The 20,710-nt window shown below is 61.1% G+C and carries 20 protein-coding genes; 13 read left to right on the forward strand and 7 right to left on the reverse strand.

Annotated elements, in window-relative coordinates; genetic code table 11:
• The first annotated feature begins 4 nt into the window (after window positions 1-4).
• The 8 genes from thiS to GTP46_RS03060 all read left to right on the forward strand — a co-directional run bounded on the left by thiS (window position 5) and on the right by GTP46_RS03060 (window position 5,997).
• Window positions 5-208 (forward strand): sulfur carrier protein ThiS, encoded by a 204-nt coding sequence (gene thiS, locus GTP46_RS03025; protein WP_161005146.1) that lies wholly within the window; start codon window positions 5-7, stop codon window positions 206-208.
• A gap of 13 nt (window positions 209-221) precedes the next feature.
• On the forward strand, window positions 222-1,001 hold the full coding sequence (locus GTP46_RS03030; RefSeq protein WP_161005147.1) for a thiazole synthase: 780 nt from the start codon (window positions 222-224) through the stop codon (window positions 999-1,001).
• Window positions 998-1,825, forward strand: coding sequence for a bifunctional hydroxymethylpyrimidine kinase/phosphomethylpyrimidine kinase (thiD, locus tag GTP46_RS03035; protein WP_161005148.1), 828 nt, complete (start codon window positions 998-1,000; stop codon window positions 1,823-1,825). Before GTP46_RS03030 ends, thiD begins: the two co-directional genes overlap by 4 nt.
• Window positions 1,826-1,842: 17 nt before the next feature.
• Window positions 1,843-2,460: a thiamine phosphate synthase gene (thiE, locus tag GTP46_RS03040; RefSeq protein WP_161005149.1), complete on the forward strand. Its 618-nt coding sequence runs from the start codon at window positions 1,843-1,845 to the stop codon at window positions 2,458-2,460.
• 70 nt (window positions 2,461-2,530) lie between these two features.
• Window positions 2,531-3,163 carry an ANTAR domain-containing response regulator gene (locus tag GTP46_RS03045; protein ID WP_161005150.1) on the forward strand — a complete coding sequence of 211 codons (633 nt, stop codon included), beginning with the start codon at window positions 2,531-2,533 and terminating at the stop codon, window positions 3,161-3,163.
• Window positions 3,164-3,366: 203 nt separating this feature from the next.
• The gene (locus GTP46_RS03050) at window positions 3,367-3,819 is read left to right on the forward strand and encodes a response regulator (protein ID WP_161005151.1); all 453 of its coding nucleotides are present in this window, start codon (window positions 3,367-3,369) and stop codon (window positions 3,817-3,819) included.
• A gap of 100 nt (window positions 3,820-3,919) precedes the next feature.
• A complete protein-coding gene (locus GTP46_RS03055; protein ID WP_161005152.1) occupies window positions 3,920-4,852 on the forward strand; it encodes a Gfo/Idh/MocA family protein in 933 nt (310 codons plus the stop codon).
• A gap of 38 nt (window positions 4,853-4,890) precedes the next feature.
• Entirely contained in the window at window positions 4,891-5,997 is a 1,107-nt protein-coding gene (locus GTP46_RS03060; RefSeq protein WP_161005153.1) for an S-(hydroxymethyl)glutathione dehydrogenase/class III alcohol dehydrogenase, read from the forward strand.
• 9 nt (window positions 5,998-6,006) lie between these two features.
• Here GTP46_RS03060 and GTP46_RS03065 read toward each other — a convergent pair whose 3' ends face one another.
• Window positions 6,007-6,558, reverse strand: coding sequence for a tetratricopeptide repeat protein (locus GTP46_RS03065; protein WP_161005154.1), 552 nt, complete (start codon window positions 6,556-6,558; stop codon window positions 6,007-6,009).
• A gap of 81 nt (window positions 6,559-6,639) precedes the next feature.
• On the opposite strand from GTP46_RS03065, the gene GTP46_RS03070 reads away from it, so the two are divergent.
• Both GTP46_RS03070 and GTP46_RS03075 read left to right on the forward strand, forming a co-directional pair.
• Window positions 6,640-8,679, forward strand: coding sequence for a M56 family metallopeptidase (locus tag GTP46_RS03070; protein WP_161005155.1), 2,040 nt, complete (start codon window positions 6,640-6,642; stop codon window positions 8,677-8,679).
• 27 nt (window positions 8,680-8,706) lie between these two features.
• Window positions 8,707-11,007, forward strand: a complete 2,301-nt coding sequence (locus GTP46_RS03075; RefSeq protein WP_161005156.1) for a UvrD-helicase domain-containing protein — start codon at window positions 8,707-8,709, stop codon at window positions 11,005-11,007.
• Window positions 11,008-11,079: 72 nt separating this feature from the next.
• Here the strand turns inward: GTP46_RS03075 and GTP46_RS03080 are convergent, their stop codons facing one another.
• Genes GTP46_RS03080 through GTP46_RS03090 form a run of 3 tightly spaced genes read right to left on the reverse strand, consistent with a single transcriptional unit; the run spans window position 11,080 to window position 13,232 of the window.
• Window positions 11,080-11,847, reverse strand: a complete 768-nt coding sequence (locus GTP46_RS03080) for a BPSS1780 family membrane protein (RefSeq protein ID WP_161005157.1) — start codon at window positions 11,845-11,847, stop codon at window positions 11,080-11,082.
• Window positions 11,847-12,803 (reverse strand): homoserine kinase, encoded by a 957-nt coding sequence (locus GTP46_RS03085; RefSeq protein WP_161005158.1) that lies wholly within the window; start codon window positions 12,801-12,803, stop codon window positions 11,847-11,849. The genes GTP46_RS03080 and GTP46_RS03085 overlap by 1 nt, the downstream gene beginning before the upstream one ends.
• 27 nt (window positions 12,804-12,830) lie before the next feature.
• Window positions 12,831-13,232, reverse strand: a complete 402-nt coding sequence (locus GTP46_RS03090; protein WP_161005159.1) for a hypothetical protein — start codon at window positions 13,230-13,232, stop codon at window positions 12,831-12,833.
• Window positions 13,233-13,354: 122 nt separating this feature from the next.
• Here GTP46_RS03090 and polA point away from each other — a divergent pair, with 122 nt between their 5' ends.
• From polA to GTP46_RS03105, 3 genes are all read left to right on the forward strand, one after another.
• Window positions 13,355-16,123, forward strand: a complete 2,769-nt coding sequence (gene polA, locus GTP46_RS03095; RefSeq protein ID WP_161005160.1) for a DNA polymerase I — start codon at window positions 13,355-13,357, stop codon at window positions 16,121-16,123.
• 26 nt (window positions 16,124-16,149) lie between these two features.
• Entirely contained in the window at window positions 16,150-16,689 is a 540-nt protein-coding gene (locus GTP46_RS03100) for a dienelactone hydrolase family protein (RefSeq protein ID WP_161005161.1), read from the forward strand.
• Between the two features lie 126 nt (window positions 16,690-16,815).
• Window positions 16,816-17,526 (forward strand): ZIP family metal transporter, encoded by a 711-nt coding sequence (locus tag GTP46_RS03105; protein WP_371869557.1) that lies wholly within the window; start codon window positions 16,816-16,818, stop codon window positions 17,524-17,526.
• Between the two features lie 113 nt (window positions 17,527-17,639).
• Here the strand turns inward: GTP46_RS03105 and GTP46_RS03110 are convergent, their stop codons facing one another.
• From GTP46_RS03110 to GTP46_RS03120, 3 genes are read right to left on the reverse strand one after another with little or no spacing between them, the layout of a single operon-like run.
• Window positions 17,640-18,491, reverse strand: coding sequence for a sulfurtransferase (locus tag GTP46_RS03110; RefSeq protein WP_161005162.1), 852 nt, complete (start codon window positions 18,489-18,491; stop codon window positions 17,640-17,642).
• A 12-nt stretch (window positions 18,492-18,503) separates the two neighbouring features.
• Window positions 18,504-19,427: a DMT family transporter gene (locus GTP46_RS03115; RefSeq protein ID WP_161005163.1), complete on the reverse strand. Its 924-nt coding sequence runs from the start codon at window positions 19,425-19,427 to the stop codon at window positions 18,504-18,506.
• A gap of 9 nt (window positions 19,428-19,436) precedes the next feature.
• Complete coding sequence (locus GTP46_RS03120) at window positions 19,437-20,537, reverse strand: aromatic ring-hydroxylating oxygenase subunit alpha (protein WP_161005164.1); 1,101 nt, start codon at window positions 20,535-20,537, stop codon at window positions 19,437-19,439.
• Between the last annotated feature and the right edge of the window lie 173 nt (window positions 20,538-20,710).

Below are 20,710 nucleotides of genomic sequence, written 5' to 3' on the forward strand. Positions count from 1 at the left end.
CATCATGATTGAGATTGAATTGAACGGGGCGCCGCGCATGGTGCCGCCGCAGCAGACGTTGAACCAGCTGGTCGATGCGCTGGAGCTTACTGGCCAGGCGCTGGCATTGGCGGTCAATCGCAATGTGGTGCCGCGCCAGTTGTGGCCTGAACGTGTCCTGCAGGCGCAGGACAAGGTGGATATTGTGCGCGCCATCGGCGGCGGTTAAATCGGAGACGGATATGAGTGATGTATTGAAAATCGCAGGCAAGGAGTACAAATCGCGTCTACTAGTGGGCAGCGGTAAGTACAAGGATTTACAGCAGACGCGCGAGGCGACTGACGCTGCGGAGGCAGAGATCATCACGGTGGCGATTCGGCGCGTGAATATTGGCCAGGATCCGAAAGCGCCGTCGTTGCTGGATGTGCTGCCGCCTTCGCAGTACACGATCCTGCCGAATACGGCGGGCTGCTACAACGCCAAGGATGCCATCTACACGTTGCAAATGGCGCGTGAGCTTTTGAATGGCCACAAGCTGGTGAAGCTGGAAGTGCTGGGCGATGAGAAGACTTTGTTCCCCAATATGCCAGAGACTTTGGTTGCCGCCGAGACGCTGGTGAAGGATGGTTTCGATGTGATGGTCTACTGTAGCGATGATCCCATCCAGGCGCGCATGCTGGAGGATATCGGCTGCGTGGCGGTGATGCCGCTGGCATCGTTGATCGGTTCGGGCATGGGCATCCTGAATCCTTGGAACCTGTCGCTGATTATTGAGCAGGCCAAGGTACCAGTGCTGGTGGATGCTGGTGTGGGCACGGCGTCCGACGCGGCGATTGCGATGGAGCTGGGTTGCGATGGTGTGTTGATGAACACCGCCATCGCCGGCGCTCAGGATCCGGTGCGCATGGCGCGGGCGATGAAGCTGGGCGTGCAAGCGGGCCGCGAGGCTTATCTGGCGGGCCGCATCGCGCGCAAGTTCGCCGCATCGCCATCGTCGCCAATGGCTGGCCGGTTGGCATGACTGCTGACGCGCGGCCATGTGTGCTGGTGTTCGCCGGGCTTGATCCGTCCGGCGGCGCCGGGCTGTCGGCGGATTTGCAAGCAGTGGCGGGGCAGGGCGCGCATGCGCTCACGGTCTGCACTGCGCTGACGGTGCAGGACAATGACCGCGTCTACGGCGTGCAGCCGGTGGATGCGGGCATGGTGCTGCGGCAGGCGCAGGCTTTGATCAACAAGTGCGTGATCAGTGCGATCAAGATCGGCATCACCGGCAGTGCTGCGAATGCGCTGGCGATGGCGGAGGTGATCGTGCGCCTGCGTGAACGTCAGCCGGAGTTGCCGGTCGTGCTGGATCCAGTGCTGGCCAGTGGGCATGGCGACTTGCTGTCGCGCGACGATGCGGTGCAGGCTTTGGCGCCGTTGCTGTCGTTGGCCACGGTCATTACACCAAACGGGCCGGAAGCGCGGGCGCTCAGCGACGCCACCCAGCCGGACGCTCAAGCGCAAGCCCTGCGTGCACGCGGCTGCCGCCATATCCTCATCACCGGCGGCCACAGTGATGGCGACGAAGTCGTCAACCGCTGGTACGGCCCTGGCCCGCATGCACCCTCGGCCGCTGCGATGATCACCGGCTCGGCGTACCACGAGCGGCCGCGCGAGTGGCGGTGGACGCGGCTGGCGGGCGAGTTTCATGGCAGTGGATGCACGCTGGCTTCCGCCATCGCCGGCCAACTGGCGCTGGGCGTGCCGACCGCTGTGGCGCTGGAAAACGCTCAGCACTACACCTACCTCGCGCTGCGCGATGCTTATGCCATCGCCGAAGGGCAGCGCATTCCGCTGCGATAATCGAAAGAGAGCACATCATGCAAGGACTCTACCTCGTCACTCCCAACTGGGATGACACCAGCCGCCTGCTGCAATTGACCGAGCAGGCCATGCAAGCCGCGCCCATCGCGCTGCTGCAGTACCGTCACAAGGACGCTGGCCCGGTGCTGCGCTATGAACAAGCTCACGCGCTGCTGGCCCTGAGCCGCCGCTACCGCGTACCCTTCATCATCAACGACCATGTCGATCTGTGCACCGACCTCGATGCCGACGGCGTCCATCTCGGCGGCACCGATGCCGAAGTGGCGCAAGTCCGCATGAAACTAGGTCAACAAAAAATCATCGGCGCCTCCTGTTACGGCGACATGCCGCGCGCTCTCAGCGCGCAAGAGGCGGGCGCCAGCTACGTGGCGTTCGGCGGCTTCTACCCATCGCGGGTCAAGAAATACGCAGTCACCACCCAGCCCGCCATCCTCGACCAGGCGCGCGAAGTGATTCGCGTGCCGACCGTGGTCATCGGCGGCATGACGCCGGAGAACGCCGCACCGCTGGTCGCGCGCGGCGCCCATATGGTGGCCGCCATCAGCAGCGTGTATCAAGCTGAAAGTGTTGGAGAGGCCGTAGGTCAATTTCAATCGCTTTTCACATCGCAATAAAAACGCTTGAAGTGCGGGGGGGATTCGGTCTTATAATGGGGCGTTAGTATTAGCCCAAGGTTCCCGCCCCATGACCGCATCCATTCCAACACCGAAGCGTCTCATCCTCATCGTCGACGACGATCCCCTGCTGCTCGATTTCCTCGGCGAAGTGCTGGGCCACGCCGGCTACGAAGTCACCAAGGCCTCGTCGGCGGAGCAAGCCCTGCAAGCCATCGCCCAGCGCGAACCAGATCTGGCCCTGCTCGACATTCACATGCCTGGCATGAATGGCCTGGAACTGGCCAAGCAACTGCACGCCACCAGCTCGGTGCCGTTCATGTTCCTGTCCGGTCGTGGCGATGCGGACGCCGGCAAGCAAGCTGCGTCCTACGGTGCGGTGGGCTTCCTGGTCAAGCCGGTTGACGAGAAGCACCTGATGCCAGCGTTTGCCGCCGGCCTGGCGCGCGCCGACGAAATCCGCCAGCTGCGCCGTACCGAACTGAACCTGAACGCCGCACTGGCTGCCGGCCGCGAAACCAGCCTGGCTGTGGGCTTGTTGATGTGTAAATTCCAAACCGACCGCAACACCGCTTTCGAGGTGCTGCGCGATCACGCCCGCTCGAGCCGCCGCAAGGTTAACGAGGTGGCGGACCAGCTGTTGGCAGCCGAAGAGACCCTCAATAGCTTGCATGCTGCATTCAACAGCCGTCTGAAAAAGTAAACGGCTGGGGTAATTTTTCTTGTCTTACGGCATTTTTGTTATACACTGTGATCTGAGCGGCGGATAAATCATCCGCCAGCCTCGACCGCGACAGGACCACATCTGCTCCTGTCGCCTCAATGGCCGCCTGCACCCTGCGCCACTCTTGTCCTTTCGGCCCAACTCCGCCGAGCTTGCATACAGCTTTCCAAGCGGAGACCGTCATGACCAATGATTTCCCAACTAGCACCTATCGTCCCTTTACCGAAGAAACCGGTGGCGCTATCGGCTTTTCCATTTTTGCTGAGGCTCCGCGCGTGCTGCACGTCGACAGCGACCACGATGCGGCGCTGGTGCTGGCCGCGCTGCTGGTGCCAGAAACGCAAGTCACCCACGTGCCGACCCTGGCCGCAGCACAGGAAATGCTGCAAAACGAGAAATTCGCGCTGGTGGTGATCGATCCCGACCTGCCGGACGGCGACGGCGTCGACCTGCTGTCCGAGCTGCGCCGCCAGCAAGCCGAAGCGCGCGTGCTGATGTATTCGGCGCGCCATCCGGAGCACCATCACGCCGGCAATGCTTTCCTGCCGAAGCCGTGGACCTCGCCGCGCCAGCTGTGGCGTACGGTGTCGGACCTGCTGGGCATCGGTCCTGCGATGCCAGTTGAACCGCAATAACCGCAATATTGATAATAAATACTCGGTGACGCCTGTCCGCGCTTGTTGCGCGGCTGGCTGAGGTGATAGGCTCCCGGATCAACTCAACCAGGAACACCAGATGACGTCACCAATTAAACTCGCCATCGTTGGCGTGGGCAAGATCGTCTACGATCAGCACGTACCAGCAATCAACGCGAATGCCGCCAATTTCGCGCTGGTCGCGACGGCCAGCCGCAACAACACCATCGATAACATCCCTAGCTTCCCGACTATCGAGGCGATGCTGGAAGCGCGTCCGGACATTGAAGCGGTATCGCTGTGCATGCCGCCGCAGTACCGCTACGCCGCTGCCTACAAGGCGCTGGCCGCCGGCAAGCACGTGTTCCTGGAAAAGCCGCCGGGTGCCACGCTGTCGGAAGTGGCCGACCTGGAAGCCTTCGCTGCCAAGCAGGGCGTGAGCCTGTTCGCCAGCTGGCACTCGCGCTATGCGCCGGGCGTGCAGCCGGCCAAGGCCCATCTGGCCGCCAACAAGCCAACCGCCATGCACGTGATCTGGAAAGAAGACGTGCGCCAGTGGCACCCGAACCAGGACTGGATCTGGCAAGCGGGGGGCCTCGGTGTGTTCGATCCGGGCATCAATGCGCTGTCGATCGTGACCGAGATTTTGCCGTCGGCCGTGTTCCTGACCAAAGCCGCGCTGGAATTCCCTGAGAACCGCGATGCGCCGATTGCCGCCGACCTGCACTTCCAGGATGCCGCAGGTATCAAGGTGCATGCCGAATTTGACTGGCGCCAGACCGGCCCGCAAAGCTGGGACATCATCGTCACCACCGCCAGCGGCGAAGTGCGCCTGGCGAATGGCGGCGCGCGCCTGTGGATCAACGGCGTCGAGCAAGCGCTGGAGAAGGAAGCCGAGTACCCATCGCTGTACCAGCGCTTTGCCGACATCATCCGCGCCGGCAAGTCGGACGTGGACGTAGCGCCGCTGCGTCACGTGGCTGATGCGTTCATGCTGGGCCAACGCAAGGTGGTGGACGCGTTCCACGACTGATTTTGCTATCATGACGTTCCCACGCGAAAGGAACATTCATGAAAACCAAAGCAGCCGTTGCATGGCAAGCGGGCAAGCCACTCACCATCGAAGAAGTTGAGCTGGGCGGCCCGCGCGAAGGCGAAGTGCTGGTGGAAATCAAAGCCACCGGCATTTGCCACACCGATTACTACACCCTGTCCGGCGCTGATCCGGAAGGGATTTTCCCGGCCATTCTGGGCCACGAAGGCGCAGGCGTGGTGGTCGATGTCGGCCCTGGCGTCAAGTCGCTCAAAAAAGATGACCACGTCATTCCGCTGTACACGCCGGAATGCCGCCAGTGCAAATTTTGCCTGTCGCAAAAAACCAATCTGTGCCAGTCGATCCGCTCGACCCAGGGCCGCGGCCTGATGCCGGATGCAACCAGCCGCTTCTCCATCGACGGCAAGCCGATCTATCACTACATGGGCACGTCGACCTTCTCGAACTACATCGTGGTGCCGGAAATCGCGCTGGCGAAAATCCGCAGCGATGCGCCGTTCGATAAAGTTTGCTACATCGGTTGCGGCGTGACCACCGGCGTCGGCGCAGTGCTGTTCACTGCCAAGGTGGAAGCGGGTGCGAATGTGGTGGTGTTCGGCCTGGGTGGTATCGGCCTGAACGTGATCCAGGCGGCCAAGATGGTAGGCGCGGACAAGATCATCGGTGTTGATATCAATCCGGCGCGCGAAGCGATGGCGCGTAAGTTCGGCATGACCCACTTCGTGAATCCAAATGAAGTCGAGAACGTGGTTGACCACATCATCCAGCTGACCGACGGCGGCGCTGACTACAGTTTCGAGTGCGTCGGCAATACGACCCTGATGCGCCAGGCGCTGGAGTGCTGCCACAAAGGTTGGGGCAAATCGATCATCATCGGCGTGGCGGCAGCCGGCCAGGAAATCTCCACCCGTCCGTTCCAGCTGGTGACGGGCCGCGAGTGGAAGGGCTCCGCTTTCGGCGGCGCACGTGGCCGTACCGATGTGCCGAAGATCGTTGATTGGTATATGGAAGGCAAGCTGAATATCGATGACCTGATTACCCATCGACTGAAGCTGGAAGACATCAACCAGGGCTTCGACCTGATGAAGAGCGGCGAGTCGATCCGCTCGGTTGTACTGTACTAAGTAAGTAGCTTAAGGCCGGGCAGGCAGCCCGGCCTTGCGGGATAGCGCAGCGACTCGTTCCTGCGCAAACGCGTCGCCCTGATTTGCTGCCAGCGTGAATAATTCAAGGGCTTTCTGATTGTCTTGCGTGACGCCGTTGCCTGCTTCGTACAAGCTGCCCAAGTCGCGCTGCGCAGAAGCCAATCCTTGGTCCACGGCTTTCTGATACAAACGAATCGCGCCGGGAATATCCTGTTCCACGCCTTCTCCCGTCATCATCAATCCTGCCAGATGGCGCTGCCCTTGTGCATAGCCTTGCTCGGCGGCTTTCCTGTACCAGCTTGCGGCCTTCGCCACATCACGTTCGGTTCCCAGCGCCTGGGCGTACATCATGCCCACATTGTCCTGCGCTGCATCCTCTCCCAGCATGGCGCGGTCGGTAAATCCTCGCAGCGCGGTTTGATAATCCCCTTTGCTGAACGCTTCATTGGGCGTTGGCTTGTTCCAGCTGCCCGCGTGGCTGGCGGGGCAGGTGGCAGCAAATAGTAAGATGCTGAGCATGGCGCTGGGTGTCTTTTTCATTGATGCCCTTATGTAGAAAAAAAGTTCTAGACATCGCGTTCTAGATAATTTATTCTACATCAATCAATCAGGAGTGCGGCAATGAATCAAGAATTGACTACGCTGTTATCAGCGCTGGTGCCAGCCACCGGCTGGGCGCTGCTGCACTTCATCTGGCAGGGGCTGCTGATCGGCTGGGCGGTGACGCTGGCCATGTATGTGCTGCGCAAGGCGCGTCCGCAGACGCGTTACGCCGTCGCCTGTGGCGCGATGCTGCTGTGCGCGGTGCTGCCGCTGGCGAGCATTTTGATGCAGATGGCCGATGCGCAGGCCGTCTCCGCGAAGGCCGCCAAGGCTGACATGGTCGCCGTGGTGGCGATTGACGGCGGCTCCGTGGTCACGTCCGTGCTGGCGCCTGCTGCGCGCGGCATCATCGCTAACGAAACGTTGGCCGCTACGCAGAATATGCTGCGCCGCCAGTTGCCGTGGATCGTCGGCCTGTGGCTGGCGGGAGCGGCGCTGATGGCGCTGCGTCTGGCGATCGGCCTGAAATGGGTCGCCGACCACACGCGGCCGGACGAGTTCACCTCCAATCCTTACTGGCAGCGCCGCTTGTCCGAGCTGGCGCGCCGCTTTGGCATCGAGCAGCACGTGCGCCTTGGCGTGGCCGACCACCTCGATAGCCCAATTACTGCCGGCTGCTTCAAGCCCATCGTGCTGGTGCCAACCGCGCTGATCACCGGCATGCCGGTCGATCTGCTGGAAGCGCTGCTGGCGCACGAACTGGCACACATCAAGCGTCACGACTACCTCGTGAACCTCCTACAAAGCGCGATTGAAATCGTGCTGTTCTATCACCCTAGTGTTTGGGCTATATCGCGCAGGATCCGGATTGAGCGAGAACAAATCGCCGACGACCTCGCCGTGGATATGCTCGGCCAGCCGCACAAGCTGGCGCAAGCCCTGTCGCAACTGGATCGCTTCCAGTTCGATACAACACAATTAGCCCACGCGGCTCACGGAGGAAATCTCATGTCTCGTATCAAACGCCTGCTGCGTCCCGATGTTGAACCGGTTAGCTGGAAGATGGCCATGCCATTGGCCGGCCTGCTGGCAGCCGGCGCAGTGCTTTACGCTCACGCCGCTCCACAACCGCCGGAACCACCGGCGCCGCCAGAACTGCCTGCGCTGGTTGCACCGGCCGAGCCGCCAGCACCACCAGCGCCGCCAGCGTTGGTCGAGCCAGCTGCGCCGCCAGCGCCACCAGCCGTGCCAGCCACGCCAGCGCTTCCTGCAACGCCAGCCTTGCCTGCACTGCCAGCCACTCCTGCGACACCGGCCACGCCCGCCGTGCCGATGACTTTTAAATTTGACCACGCCACCATTAACGATGGGCCGGACCAATCCCACGGCTACGCTATCGTTCGTAGCAATAAAGAGGCGATCACGGTGTCGGCCACGACCAAGGATATTCGCAAGGTCGCGGCCCTGCGCAGCAAGGTGAAGGGCGACTTCCTCTGGTTCCGCGATGGTGACAAGACTTACCTGATCCAGGATCCAGCCCTGATAGCCAAGATCGATGCCGCCTGGGCGCCGGTCAATAACATTGGCGAGCAGATGGACGCGCAGGGCAAGAAGATGGAAGCCCAGGGCAAGATCATGAACGCCATCGGCGATGAGATAAACGCTGCCGCCAGCCAGTTCAGCAAACAGGCTGAGCGCGACGCCTTGGGTGAGCAACGCCAGATGGAACAGGTGGCGCGTGAGCAGGAAAAAGTCGCGCGCCGCATGGAACTGGCAGCGCGTGAAATAGCGGCCGACAATACGCCTGAAAAAGCCCGTGACTTCGCTAAAAGGATGGCAGCCCTGCAAGCGGAAATGGGGCCGCTGCAAAAGCAAATGAACGAGCAGCAGCGCGTGCTGGCGACCAAGACCGCCAAGCTGCACGAGTTGAATCAGCCGATGCAGGCGTTGAACCAGAAGATGGCTGAAGCCAGCCGTCCCATGGGAGAATGGAACCTGCGCATGGGTGAGCTCAACCTGAAACACACCGAAGCCGTGCGCGAAGCTGAGCGCGTGATGAAAGCGATGATGCAGGAGAGTTTGCAAAACGGCAAAGCCGTCCCGGCGCCGTCGGCCTGATGATACGCATCCCGGTATAATCACGGGATGCAAAATCTTCTTCATAATCTCAATGACGAGCAACTGGCTGCCGTCACCTTGCCCGCCCAGAGCGCCCTGATCCTCGCGGGCGCCGGCTCCGGCAAAACCCGCGTCCTGACTACCCGTATTGCCTGGCTGGTGCAAACCGGCCAGGTGTCGCCTTCCGGCATCCTGGCGGTAACCTTTACCAACAAGGCCGCCAAGGAGATGCTGACCCGCTTGTCCGCCATGCTGCCGATTAATACGCGCGGCATGTGGATCGGCACTTTCCACGGCCTGTGTAACCGCCTGCTGCGCACCCATCACCGCGACGCTGCGCTGCCGCAGACCTTCCAGATTCTCGATTCGCAAGACCAGCTGTCCGCCATCAAGCGCCTGCTGAAAGCGAATAACGTCGATGACGAGAAGTTTCCACCGAAAGAGGTGATGTACTTCATCAATGGCGCCAAGGACCAGGGCCTGCGCGCCGACAAGATCGAGCCCTACAACGCCGACGAGCGCAAGAAGGTCGAGCTGTATCAACTCTACGACGACCAGTGCCAGCGCGAAGGCGTGGTCGATTTCGCCGAACTGCTGCTGCGCACCTATGAACTGCTGGTCCGCAACCAGCCGCTGCGCGAACATTACCAGCAGCGTTTCCAGCACATCCTGGTCGACGAGTTCCAGGATACCAATGACCTGCAATACAAATGGCTGAAGCTGATATCGGGCCACGGTACCCAGCAGGGCGGCGCACTGTTTGCCGTTGGTGACGATGACCAGTCGATCTACGCCTTCCGTGGCGCCAACGTCGGCAATATGAGCGCGTTCGAGCGCGAGTTCAACGTCAAGAACTTGATCAAGCTGGAGCAGAATTACCGCTCGCACGGCCACATCCTGGACGCGGCCAATATTCTGATCGCGAACAACAGCAAGCGCCTCGGCAAGAATCTACGTACCGACGCCGGCCACGGCGAGCAAGTACGTGTCTATGAAGCCAACTCGGACTTGTCCGAAGCGTCGTGGATTATTGAAGAGACCAAGAACCTGATCCATGACGGCGCCTCGCGCAGCGAAATCGCTGTGCTATATCGCTCCAACGCGCAATCGCGCGTGATCGAGCATGCGCTGTTCTCGGCCGGCATTCCGTACCACGTGTATGGCGGCCTGCGCTACTTCCAGCGCGCCGAGGTCAAGCACGCCATCGCGTACTTGCAGCTGATGGACAATCCGCACAACGATTCAGCCTTCCTGCGCGTGGTGAATTTCCCGGCGCGTGGCATTGGTGTGCGTTCGATCGAGACGCTGCAAGCGGCGGCCGACCAGTACCGTGTTTCGCTGTACGCCGCCGTGCCTTATGTGACGGGCAAAGCCGGTACCTCGCTGGCCGGCTTCGTGCGCCTGATCGAAGGAACGCGCTTTGAAACCCAGCAGATGGCGCTGCCGGAACTGGTGCGCGTGGTGCTGGAGCAGTCTACGCTGCTGACCCACTACGCCACCGAAAAAGAAGGCGCCGACCGCATCGAAAACTTGGAGCAGATGGTCAGCGCGGCCACCCAGTTCGTGTCCGAAGAGGGCTACGGGCAGGGCGCGCCTGCGCACCTCGGCCCGCAGTCGCAAGCTTCGGCCGGCACGGCGGTCATCAACGAGGACGGCTTTGAAATCCTCGACGCCGATGCGCCGCTGTCGACGGTGATGTCGCCGCTGTCGGCCTTCCTGTCGCACGCCTCGCTGGAAGCAGGCGACAACCAGGCCACAGTCGGCCAGGAAGCCGTACAGATGATGACGGTGCACTCGGCCAAGGGCCTGGAGTTCAACAACGTCTTCATCACCGGTCTGGAAGAAGGCTTGTTCCCGCACGAGAGCAGCTCGCGCGAGCACGACGGTGTGGAAGAAGAGCGCCGCCTGATGTATGTGGCGATCACCCGCGCCCGCCAGCGCCTGTATCTGAGCTTTGCCCAGACCCGCATGCTGCACGGCCAAACTCGCTACAACATGAAGTCGCGCTTCTTTGATGAGTTGCCGGAAGATGCGCTGAAGTGGCTCACGCCGAAAGTACAGGCAGGCTGGTTCGGTGCGAAGAAATCCGCATGGGACGAGGCGCCACTGGTCGGCTCGGACAAAGCCCTGGCGCAGAAAATCACCAGCAAGGCACTTGAGGCGAGTTCAGGCTGGCGTTTGGGGCAATCGGTGGCTCACGCCAAGTTTGGCGAGGGCGTGATCGTCAACATCGAGGGCAGCGGCAACAATGCCCGCGCCCAGATCAATTTCGGTAGCGCAGGCATGAAGGTGCTCGACCTGAGCATCGCGAAACTGGAGCGTCTGTGACGTCGTCCCCGCGCAGGCGGGGATCGATAGAACGCCAGCTCAGCATGGGTCCCCGCTTTCGCGGGGACGACGTTAGGGCTGCGAGGGTATTTCCACTTGTGGCGGGCCGAAAAGCTGTGCGTAGGCCGTGTACAGCATGCAGTGCACCATGACCAGCGAGATCAGAAACAGGGTAAAGATACCGGCCACGCCCAGTTGCGACACGCCTAGCACCAGGATCACAATCTGCACGCCGACAAAGTAGATCAGGTGCAGGATCACCACCGCGCTGACGAACGGCTTGATCGCCCGCAGCACCGCTACCACGCTGAAGAACAAGGCTTTGTTCAGCGCCATCTTCTGCCAGAAAATCAGCGGCGCGGCCATCGAGGTCAGCATCCAGCCCAGCATGTAGATCAGCGAGCCGGTCAGCATGCCGCTGAACAAACCTTCCACATCTTCCGGCTTGATGACGCCCTTGGATTGCGCTTCGCCCAAGGTTTTGATGGCGTCGCCGGAAATGCCGTAGATGGCCAGCATGGCCAGCAGCATCAACGCCAGATTCAACGCTCCCACACCCAGCAGATGTTTGCGCATCGGCGACCGGAAGCCGGCCAGCAGGAATTGCGGCATGGCGCGCCGGCCTTGGTCAATTTCCGCGCAGCCCTGCAGTAGGGCGATGCTGAACATTGGCATCAGCACGCACCACAGGATCTGGCCCAGGGCCGGTAACAGCATGATGAAGAACGAGGCGAACATGCAAACGAACAGCAGCGCCATCATGCCGCCCGGCTGTTTGCGGAACAACATCCAGCCTTGCTTGATCCAGTGCCAGCCTGCGCGTGCGGGAAGCTTTTCCATCAGTACAGTCCCGGCGCCGGCGTGGCGATGCGTTCGCGCAAGATGCGCTCGAAGTGGCTAGGATCGTGCGGTGTCAGCATCTCGGCTTCACGCGGCATGTAGTAGTCGTACAGGCGCGACAACCAGAAGCGCAGCGCGCCGGCGCGCAGCATGGCTTGCCAGGCGTGCGTTTCCGCGACGGTGAACGGACGCACGGCGTGGTAGGCATCCAGCATGGCGCGCACGCGGGCTTCGTCCAGCACCCCGGTGTCGAGGTCGATGCACCAGTCGTTGACAGTGACGGCCACGTCGAACAGCCAGGTATCGCAGCCGGCAAAGTAGAAGTCAAAGAAGCCGGTCAGGCGCGTGCCCTGGAACATCACGTTATTGCGGAACAGGTCGGCGTGTACCGGGCCCACTTGCAGCTGCTTGTAATCCTCGCAGGCGGCAAAGGTTTCCTGGTAGTGCACTTCGGACTTCAGCAGTTGCGCCTTGTCTTCCGGGATGTAGGGCAGTACCAGCGGCGTGGTTTCATGCCACCAGTCGAGGCCGCGCAGATTAGGCTGCTGCAGCTTGTAGTCAAGGCCGGCGATGTGCATCTTGGCCAGCATGGCGCCCACTTCGGCGCAATGCACCGGCTGCGGTTCCATCTGCGAACGGCCTTCGAGCTTGGTGACGATGGAAGCCGGCTTGCCATGCAGCGCCGTCACCAGTCCACCCTGGTCGTTGGCGATCGGGTCGGGCACCAGCACGCCGTGGTCGGCCAGGTGGTGCATGAAGTTGAGATAAAACGGCAACTGTTCGAACGACAGGTTCTCAAAGATGGTGAGCACGTACTCGCCGCGCTCGGTCGTCAGAAAGAAGTTGCTGTTCTCGATGCCAGCGCTGATGCCTTTGAGCCCGAGCACTTTGCCGAGCGGGAATTGGGTGATCCACTGGGTGACATCCTCCAGCGATACCGGGGTAAAGACTGCCATGTGAAAGTTCGATAAGTTCGGTTTTGATTATTTGACGGTGGGCGCCGGTGGCGGCGGTGCGTTGTCTTGCACGGCCTCGTCGTCCGTGGTTTTCTTTTTCTTCTTGCCGATGTCGAATTCCAGCACCGTCCATTGCGCGCCGCGCGGCGAGCCGCTCATGGCGTCACCGGGCAGGGCGGTGCCGGCCGGGTGATTAGGACGCAGGGTATAGGTGCTCGGGCCGCTTTTGACGGTGGTTTCAGTGACATTGCCGCTGTTGTCGCGGCGTTCGGTGATTTTGCCCTCGGTGCCGGGCTTAGCGGTGACGGTGATAGGGTCTTCAGCCACTTCTTCGATTTTTTCCAGCTTGGGCGGGGCCTGGCTAGGCGTCGACTGGGCAATCGCCGCGTGCGCGACGAGCGTCAGGAGAATGAGAGAGATGCGCTTCATGATAGGCCGCCTATTTTTGCTGGATGGTCCATTGTAACAAACACGCACGCCTGCCGGGCGGAGGGGGAGCAAAACCTGCGATAATGTTGCATTCATCGCCATGCACCCTCATCTTAGTACCTATGCAAAATACCCTGTTGTTAGTAGACGGCTCCAGCTATCTTTACCGCGCCTTCCACGCCCTGCCTGATTTGCGCAGCGCGGACGGCCATCCGACCGGCGCCATGCACGGCATGGTCAATATGCTGCGCCGCCTGCGACTGGATTTCCCGGCCGCCTACATCGCCTGCGTATTTGACGCCAAGGGCAAGACCTTCCGTGATGATATGTACCCGGAATACAAGGCCACCCGCGCGTCGATGCCGGACGACCTGCGCCTGCAGATTGAGCCGATTCACGAGGCGGTCAAGGCCATGGGCTGGCCGATCCTGATGGTGGAGGGGGTGGAGGCCGATGACGTGATCGGTACCCTGTGCGTGGATGCGGCCAAGGCTGGCATGAATGTGGTGGTCTCCACTGGCGACAAGGATCTGGCGCAGCTGGTCAACGACAAGGTCATGCTGATCAACACCATGACCAACGAGAAGATGGACGAGGCGGGCGTGCTGGCCAAGTTCGGCGTGCCGCCGAACCGCATCATCGACTATTTGACCCTGATCGGCGACACCGTCGACAACGTGCCGGGCGTGAACAAGTGTGGCCCGAAAACCGCGCTCAAGTGGCTGACAGCCTACGACTCGCTGGACGGCGTGATGGCCAATGCCGCCAACATCACCGGCGCGGTCGGCCAAAACCTGCGCGACGCGCTGGAATGGCTGCCAAAAGGGCGCGAGCTGATTACCGTGAAACTGGATTGCGATCTGTCGGCCCACATGGTGTCGATCAATGAATCGCTGGTGGCGCGCGGTGAAGACAAGGAAGCGCTGCTGGCCTTCTTTGGCAAGTATGGCTTCAAGACCCTGTTGCGCGAACTGGGTAGCGCTGCTGGCGCGGCTCCTGCACCGGCTGCCTCGGCCAAGCCAGCCGCCGATGCGCCGGTTGGCGGTGCAGCCTCCGCTAACGGCGACCTGTTCGCCGAGCCAGTCGCCACCAGCTACGAAACCGTCTACACCGACGAACAGCTGGACAAGTGGATCGCCCTGATTAACGCTGCCGAACTGACCGCAGTCGACACTGAAACCACCTCGCTGGAGCCGATGACGGCGCAGCTGGTCGGCATTTCGCTGTCGGTGAAAGCGGGCGAGGCCTGCTACATCCCGGTGGCGCACGCTTATCAAGGCGTGACGCAGCAGTTGGAGCGCGAACACGTGCTGGCCAAACTGAAGCCGTGGCTGGAAGACGCCACCAAGCTGAAAGTCGGCCAGAACCTCAAGTACGACAGCCACATCTTCGCCAACCATGGCGTATCGCTGCAAGGCATACACCACGACACGCTGCTGGAATCCTACGTGTTTGAATCGCACCGCACGCACGATATGGATTCGCTGGCGCTGCGCCACCTGAACCACACCACGATTCCGTTTGTGGACGTGTGCGGCAAGGGCGCCAGCATGATTACCTTCGACCAGGTGGCGATCGACCGCGCCACCGAGTATGCGGCGGAAGACGCCGACATCACGCTGCGCCTGCACCAGCGCATGATCAGGGAAGTCGAAGACGACGCCAAACTGAACTTCATCTACCGCAATATCGAACTGCCGACTGCGGTAGTGCTGCAAAAGATCGAACGCAACGGCGTGCAGATCGACGCCGCGCTGCTGGAGACGCAATCGGCCGAACTGGGCGCGCGCATCGTCGAACTGGAAGCCAAAGCGCATGAGCTGGCTGAGCAGCCTTTCAACCTCGGCTCGCCGAAGCAGATTGGTGAAATCTTCTTTGAGAAGCTGAAGCTGCCGGTGGTGAAGAAAACCCCAAGCGGCGCGCCATCAACCGACGAGGAAGTGCTGCAAAAGCTGGCCGAAGATTATCCGCTGCCGAAAGTGCTGCTGGAATACCGCAGCCTGTCCAAGCTGAAGTCGACCTACACCGACAAGCTGCCGAAAGGGATCAACAAGCAGACCGGCCGCGTGCATACCAACTACGCGCAAGCGGTGGCGGTGACGGGACGCCTGGCGTCCAACGATCCTAACCTGCAAAACATCCCGATCCGCACCAAGGAAGGCCGCCGCATCCGCGAAGCCTTCGTGGCGCCGGCCGGTTCGCACATCGTTTCGGCCGACTACTCGCAAATCGAGCTGCGCATCATGGCGCACATCTCGGAAGACGAAAACATGCTGCGCGCGTTTGCGGAAGGCGTGGACATCCACCGCGCCACCGCCGCTGAAATTTTCGGCGTCGCGCCGGAGGCAGTGGAGAGCGAGCAGCGCCGCTACGCCAAGGTGATTAACTTCGGCCTGATCTACGGCATGAGTGCATTCGGCCTGGCGGGCAACCTCGGCATCGAGCGTGCAGCGGCACAGAGCTACATCGAACGCTACTTCGCCCGCTTTGCCGGCGTCAAGCAGTACATGGACGACACCCGCCTGCAAGCGAAAGCGCGCGGCTATGTCGAAACCGTGTTCGGCCGCCGCCTGTGGCTGCCGGAGATCAATTCGCCGAACGGCCCGCGCCGCCAGGGCGCCGAGCGCGCAGCGATTAACGCGCCGATGCAGGGCACGGCGGCCGACCTGATCAAGCTGGCCATGATCGCGGTGCAGGGCTGGCTGGAAACCGAACAACTGGGCACCAAGATGATCATGCAGGTGCACGATGAGCTGGTGCTGGAAGTGCCGGATGCCGAGCTGGAGCTGATCAAGCAAAAACTGCCGGAACTGATGGCCGGCGTGGCACAACTGAAAGTGCCGCTGATTGCCGAAGTTGGCGTTGGCGCGAACTGGGACGAGGCACATTGAGTTTCTGCATACAAAGGAGCTAATTGATGGGTGATTCCGTCAGCGCCGGCCTGACCGCCGGCACTATCCAAATTAACGTGAATGGCCACGAGTTGCAGGTGTACTGCGCCCAGCCGGAAGGCAAGACCCGGCCGCCGGTGGTCCTGGTGATTTCCGAAGTCGCCGGCGCGCACGAACAAGTTGCCGAGGTGGTGCGCCGCTTCGCTCGCCAGGGTTACCTGGCATTGGCGCCGGAGCTGTTCAGCCGCCGTGGTGACGTTGTGTTCCGGGCGCCGGACGCGCAAGTGTTTGCCGAGCTTGACGCGGTGGTGACCTGGGCCCAGGCCAACGGCGGCAATGGCGACAAGATCTCCATCACTGGTTTTTGCTGGGGCGGCCGCATCGCCTGGCTGTACGCGGTACATAATCCTGCGATCAAGACAGGCGTGGCCTGGTACGGAGGGCTGGCCGGAGACGCCAGCGTCAACTTTCCCAGGCACCCAGTCCATGCTGCTGGCGCTGTGAGCGCACCCATGGACGGCTGGAACCGGGTGTTGGGCTGGTTCAAGCAGGCTGAGGTCGTTTGAGGGTAAAATAACGTCCCGGCTTATGCGGCCGGTTTTAGTACCAGAGGCTATAACATCGATCCCGTACTCGTTTCCATCATCCTGGCAACCACACTGGCTGGCGTAGTGAGCATCACTGCGGCGGCCGTGTTCTCGTTTACGCTGCTCTCCAAGCTGGTTGAGCGCATGGTCAGCCTATCGGTTGGCATTATGCTGTCGACCTCCTTGCTGCACGCCTTGCCGGAAGCGTTCGAGTCGCAGGCCAGCGCGCGCAGCCTGTTTGCCACGCTGCTGGGCGGCCTGCTGGCGTTCTTCCTGCTTGAGAAATTGGCCATCTTGCGCCATTCGCATCACCACGAGCATGATGGCCACCATCACCACCACGGCCACGACAAGAGCGAGGCGGGCAAGGCCGGCTGGATGATCCTGGTCGGCGATGGCATGCACAACTTCACCGACGGCATTTTGATTGCCGCCGCCTTCATGGCCGATCCGCAGCTGGGGCTGATTACCGGCCTGGCCATCATCGCCCACGAAATTCCGCAGGAAATCGGCGACTTCATCGTGCTGCTGAATGCCGGCTTCTCGCGTACCCGGGCCTATGTCTACAACCTGCTGTGCAGCCTGTTGGCGATTGCTGGCGGCTTGCTCGGCTACTACACCCTGGAGCGCGCCAGCAGCCTGATTCCTTACGTGCTGGTGTTTGCCTCATCCGGCTTCATCTACATCGCCGTGAGCGACCTGATGCCGCAGATGCAGCGCCGCGCCACGCTGCGTGAATCGATCCCGCAAGTGCTGCTGATCGCCGCTGGCGTAGCGATCGTCCTTTTCCTCACCGGCGGTGAGCACCACCACTAAGCCTGCGTTTTAGTAATTTGGGGTCAGCTCTGTCATTCGGACAAATAGCGGCGTGCTTGAGCAATATCAAAAGTGCGCGCTGCGTGTCCAAATGACAGAGCTGACCCCGAATTTCAGGAGCCGGTGGCGACTGGGTGGCTTGGGTCGGCGCACCATTCGCTCCAGGAGCCCGGATACAGCGCGGCGCCCGGCAGGCCGGCTACTTCCAACGCCAGCAGGTTGTGGCAGGCGGTGACGCCGGAGCCGCATTGCATGATGGCTTTCGATGGATCGGCAAACAGCGGCGCAAACTCCGCCTTCAGTTGCGCGGCATCCTTGAAGCGGCCTTCGGCCGTCAGGTTGTCCTTGAAGAAGCGGTTTTTGGCTCCAGGGATGTGGCCGCCCACCGGATCAATCGTCTCGTTCTCGCCGCGATAGCGGTCGTTGGCGCGGGCGTCGACCACGGTACGCGCTTGCGTTTCAACGTTGGCCAGCACCTCGTCCACCGAGACAGTGGTCACGAGCGACGGTTTGTCGCTGATGCTGCCCGCTGCGCGGCCTTCGGTCTGCGTCGTCATCGTCTGGCCCGCAGCCTGCCACGCCACCAAGCCGCCATCCAGCACCGCTACCGCTGAATGCCCCACCCAGCGCAGCAGCCACCACAAACGCGCCGCGAACATGCCGCCCTGCGCGTCGTAAGCCACCACCTGCGTGTCGTCATTGATGCCCCAGCTGCGCAGGGTTTCGATCAGCGCCGCGCGGCCCGGCAGCGGGTGACGGCCGAGGAACTTGCCATCCACACCCACCTTCGCGCCCGACAAATCCGTATCCACATTCGCAAACTGCGCGCCTTCGATATGGCCGATGGCGAAGCTGTCGCGCCCCGCGTTCGGATTCATCAAATCATGGCGGCAATCGAGGATGACCCACTTTGGATCATTCAGATGCTGGGACAGGGTAACGGCGTCGATCAGGGTAGTGTGCATGGACTGGTTTCCTCAAACTTCGCTAGCAATAGGATCGGTATTGGCAATCGCCTTACCGCGTTCGGTGTTGCGCGTATTGTAGAACGTCGCGGCCATGCCCGACGCCAGAATGATGACTATGCCCGCCCAGCTATGCCAGTCGAACACGTCGCCGAAAATGAACACACCCCACACGCTGGAAAACACGATGCCGGTGTACTGCAGATTCGCCACCACCAGCGTATTCCCCAAGCGATAAGCGCGCGTCATCGCGATCTGCGCGCTGGTGGCGCACACGCCGATGGCCAGCAGCAGCAAGGCGCTGCGCCAGCTATTAATCGGATGCCACACCGGGCCATCGCTGCCGCCGGTGACGAACACACCGACGATGCCAGCCAACAGGTTCATGACGGTGAAGTAGAACACCACGCGGTTTTCTGGCTCGCCGGCCAGGCCCATTTTGCGGACCTGCATATAGGCGGTGGCGGTAATCACGCTGGAGCCCAGTGCGATCAGGGCCGGCGTCAGTTGATTGGCATTGAAAGCAGGGCGCAGCAGCAGCGTGACGCCGATGAAGCTCATGCCGACGGCCAGCATCAGTGGCCATTTGATATCGCCTTTGGCGTGCCACCAACCCATTGCGAACAGCCAGACGGCGATCCAGATCGGTGACATATAGTTGAGGGTCATGGCGGTGGCCAGCGGCAGCTGGCCGATGGAGTAGTACCACAGCCAGAGCGAGGTCACGCCGATCAGGCCACGCCACAAGTGCGCACCCGGCATGGAAGTGCGGAAGGATGCGCCGGACAGCCTGATGATCAAGCCGAGGGTGATCACGCCGACCACGCCCCGGTACAAGACCAACTCGGATGTTGAGTACTCCACGGAGGCCAGCTTCACACAAACGCCCATGACGGCAAACATGAAACTCGCAAACAACATCCAAAGTGACTGCATTGTGAAACCTTATAAACTCATCTTACGTTGGTACCACTCGTGGAAGTGCTGCATGCCGTCTTCCATCGGTGATTGATACGGCCCACCGTCTGTTTCGCCGCGCTCCATCAGGGCTTTGCGGCCTGCATCCATGCGCTGGCCGATTTCATCGTCCTCGACGCAGGTTTCCATGTAGGCTGCGCGTTCGGCCTCGATGAATTCGCGCTCGAACAGCACGATTTCTTCCGGATAGTAGAACTCCACCACATTCTTGGTGCGGTTCGGACCTTCCGGCCACAGGGTCGAGACGATCAGCACGTGCGGATACCACTCCACCATGATGTTCGGGTAGAGCGTGAGCCAGATGGCGCCATACGGAGGCGGTTCGCCGCCGCGGAACTTCAGTACCTGCTCTTGCCAGTGCTTGTAGACTTCCGAGCCGGATTTCTGCAAGCCTTTGTGCACGCCCACGGTCTGCACGCTGTACTCGCGGCCGAATTCCCAGCGCAAGTCGTCGCAGGTGACGAAGCTGCCCAGGCCTGGGTGGAACGGCTCGACGTGATAATCCTCCAGATAGACTTCAATGAAGGTCTTCCAGTTGTAATCACAGTGGTGTACTTCCACGTGATCCAGCATGTAGCCGCTGAAATCCAGGTCCTTGGTGACGGACAGCTTATTCAGTTCTTCCATGACGTTGTAGCCATTTTGCTCAAACAGCAAGCCGTTCCAGCTTTGCAGCTGGGTCTTCGGCAGGTTCAGGCAAGGCGTTTCAGGGAAGTGCGGCGCGCCGATCAACTCACCCTTGAGGTCATAGGTCCAGCGGTGCAGCGGGCAGACAATGTTGTTAGCATTGCCACGACCATTGAACATCAACGCCTGGCGATGACGGCACACGTTCGACAACAGCTCCAGGCCATTGGCGTTCCGCACCAGCATGCGGCCTTCGTTTTCGGCTTTCAGGGTGGCGTAGTCGCCGACATTCGGCACCATCAGCTCATGCCCGACGTAGCGCGGGCCGGCTTTAAATAATTGCTGCATTTCGCGCTGCAGTAGCGTTTCGTCAAAATAGACGTTAACCGGAAGTTGCGCAGTTGGCCGCGCTAGCTTGGCGTGGGTACCCAGATCGGACATCCAAACCCCCCTTAATTAAAGAATCAAACCAAGAAGAGACAGAATCCGTAAAGACGACCCGCATTCGAATGCGTTGAGGTGGTATTTAGGACAGAACCGGCGATTATACCGTCTTTTCAGTAATTCGGGGTCAGGTCCGACATTCGGACACGGGCCCAGCCGTAGCTTCGCCA

The sequence above is a fragment of the Duganella flavida genome, assembly GCF_009857445.1.
Classification (GTDB): Bacteria; Pseudomonadota; Gammaproteobacteria; order Burkholderiales; family Burkholderiaceae_D; genus Rugamonas; species Rugamonas flavida.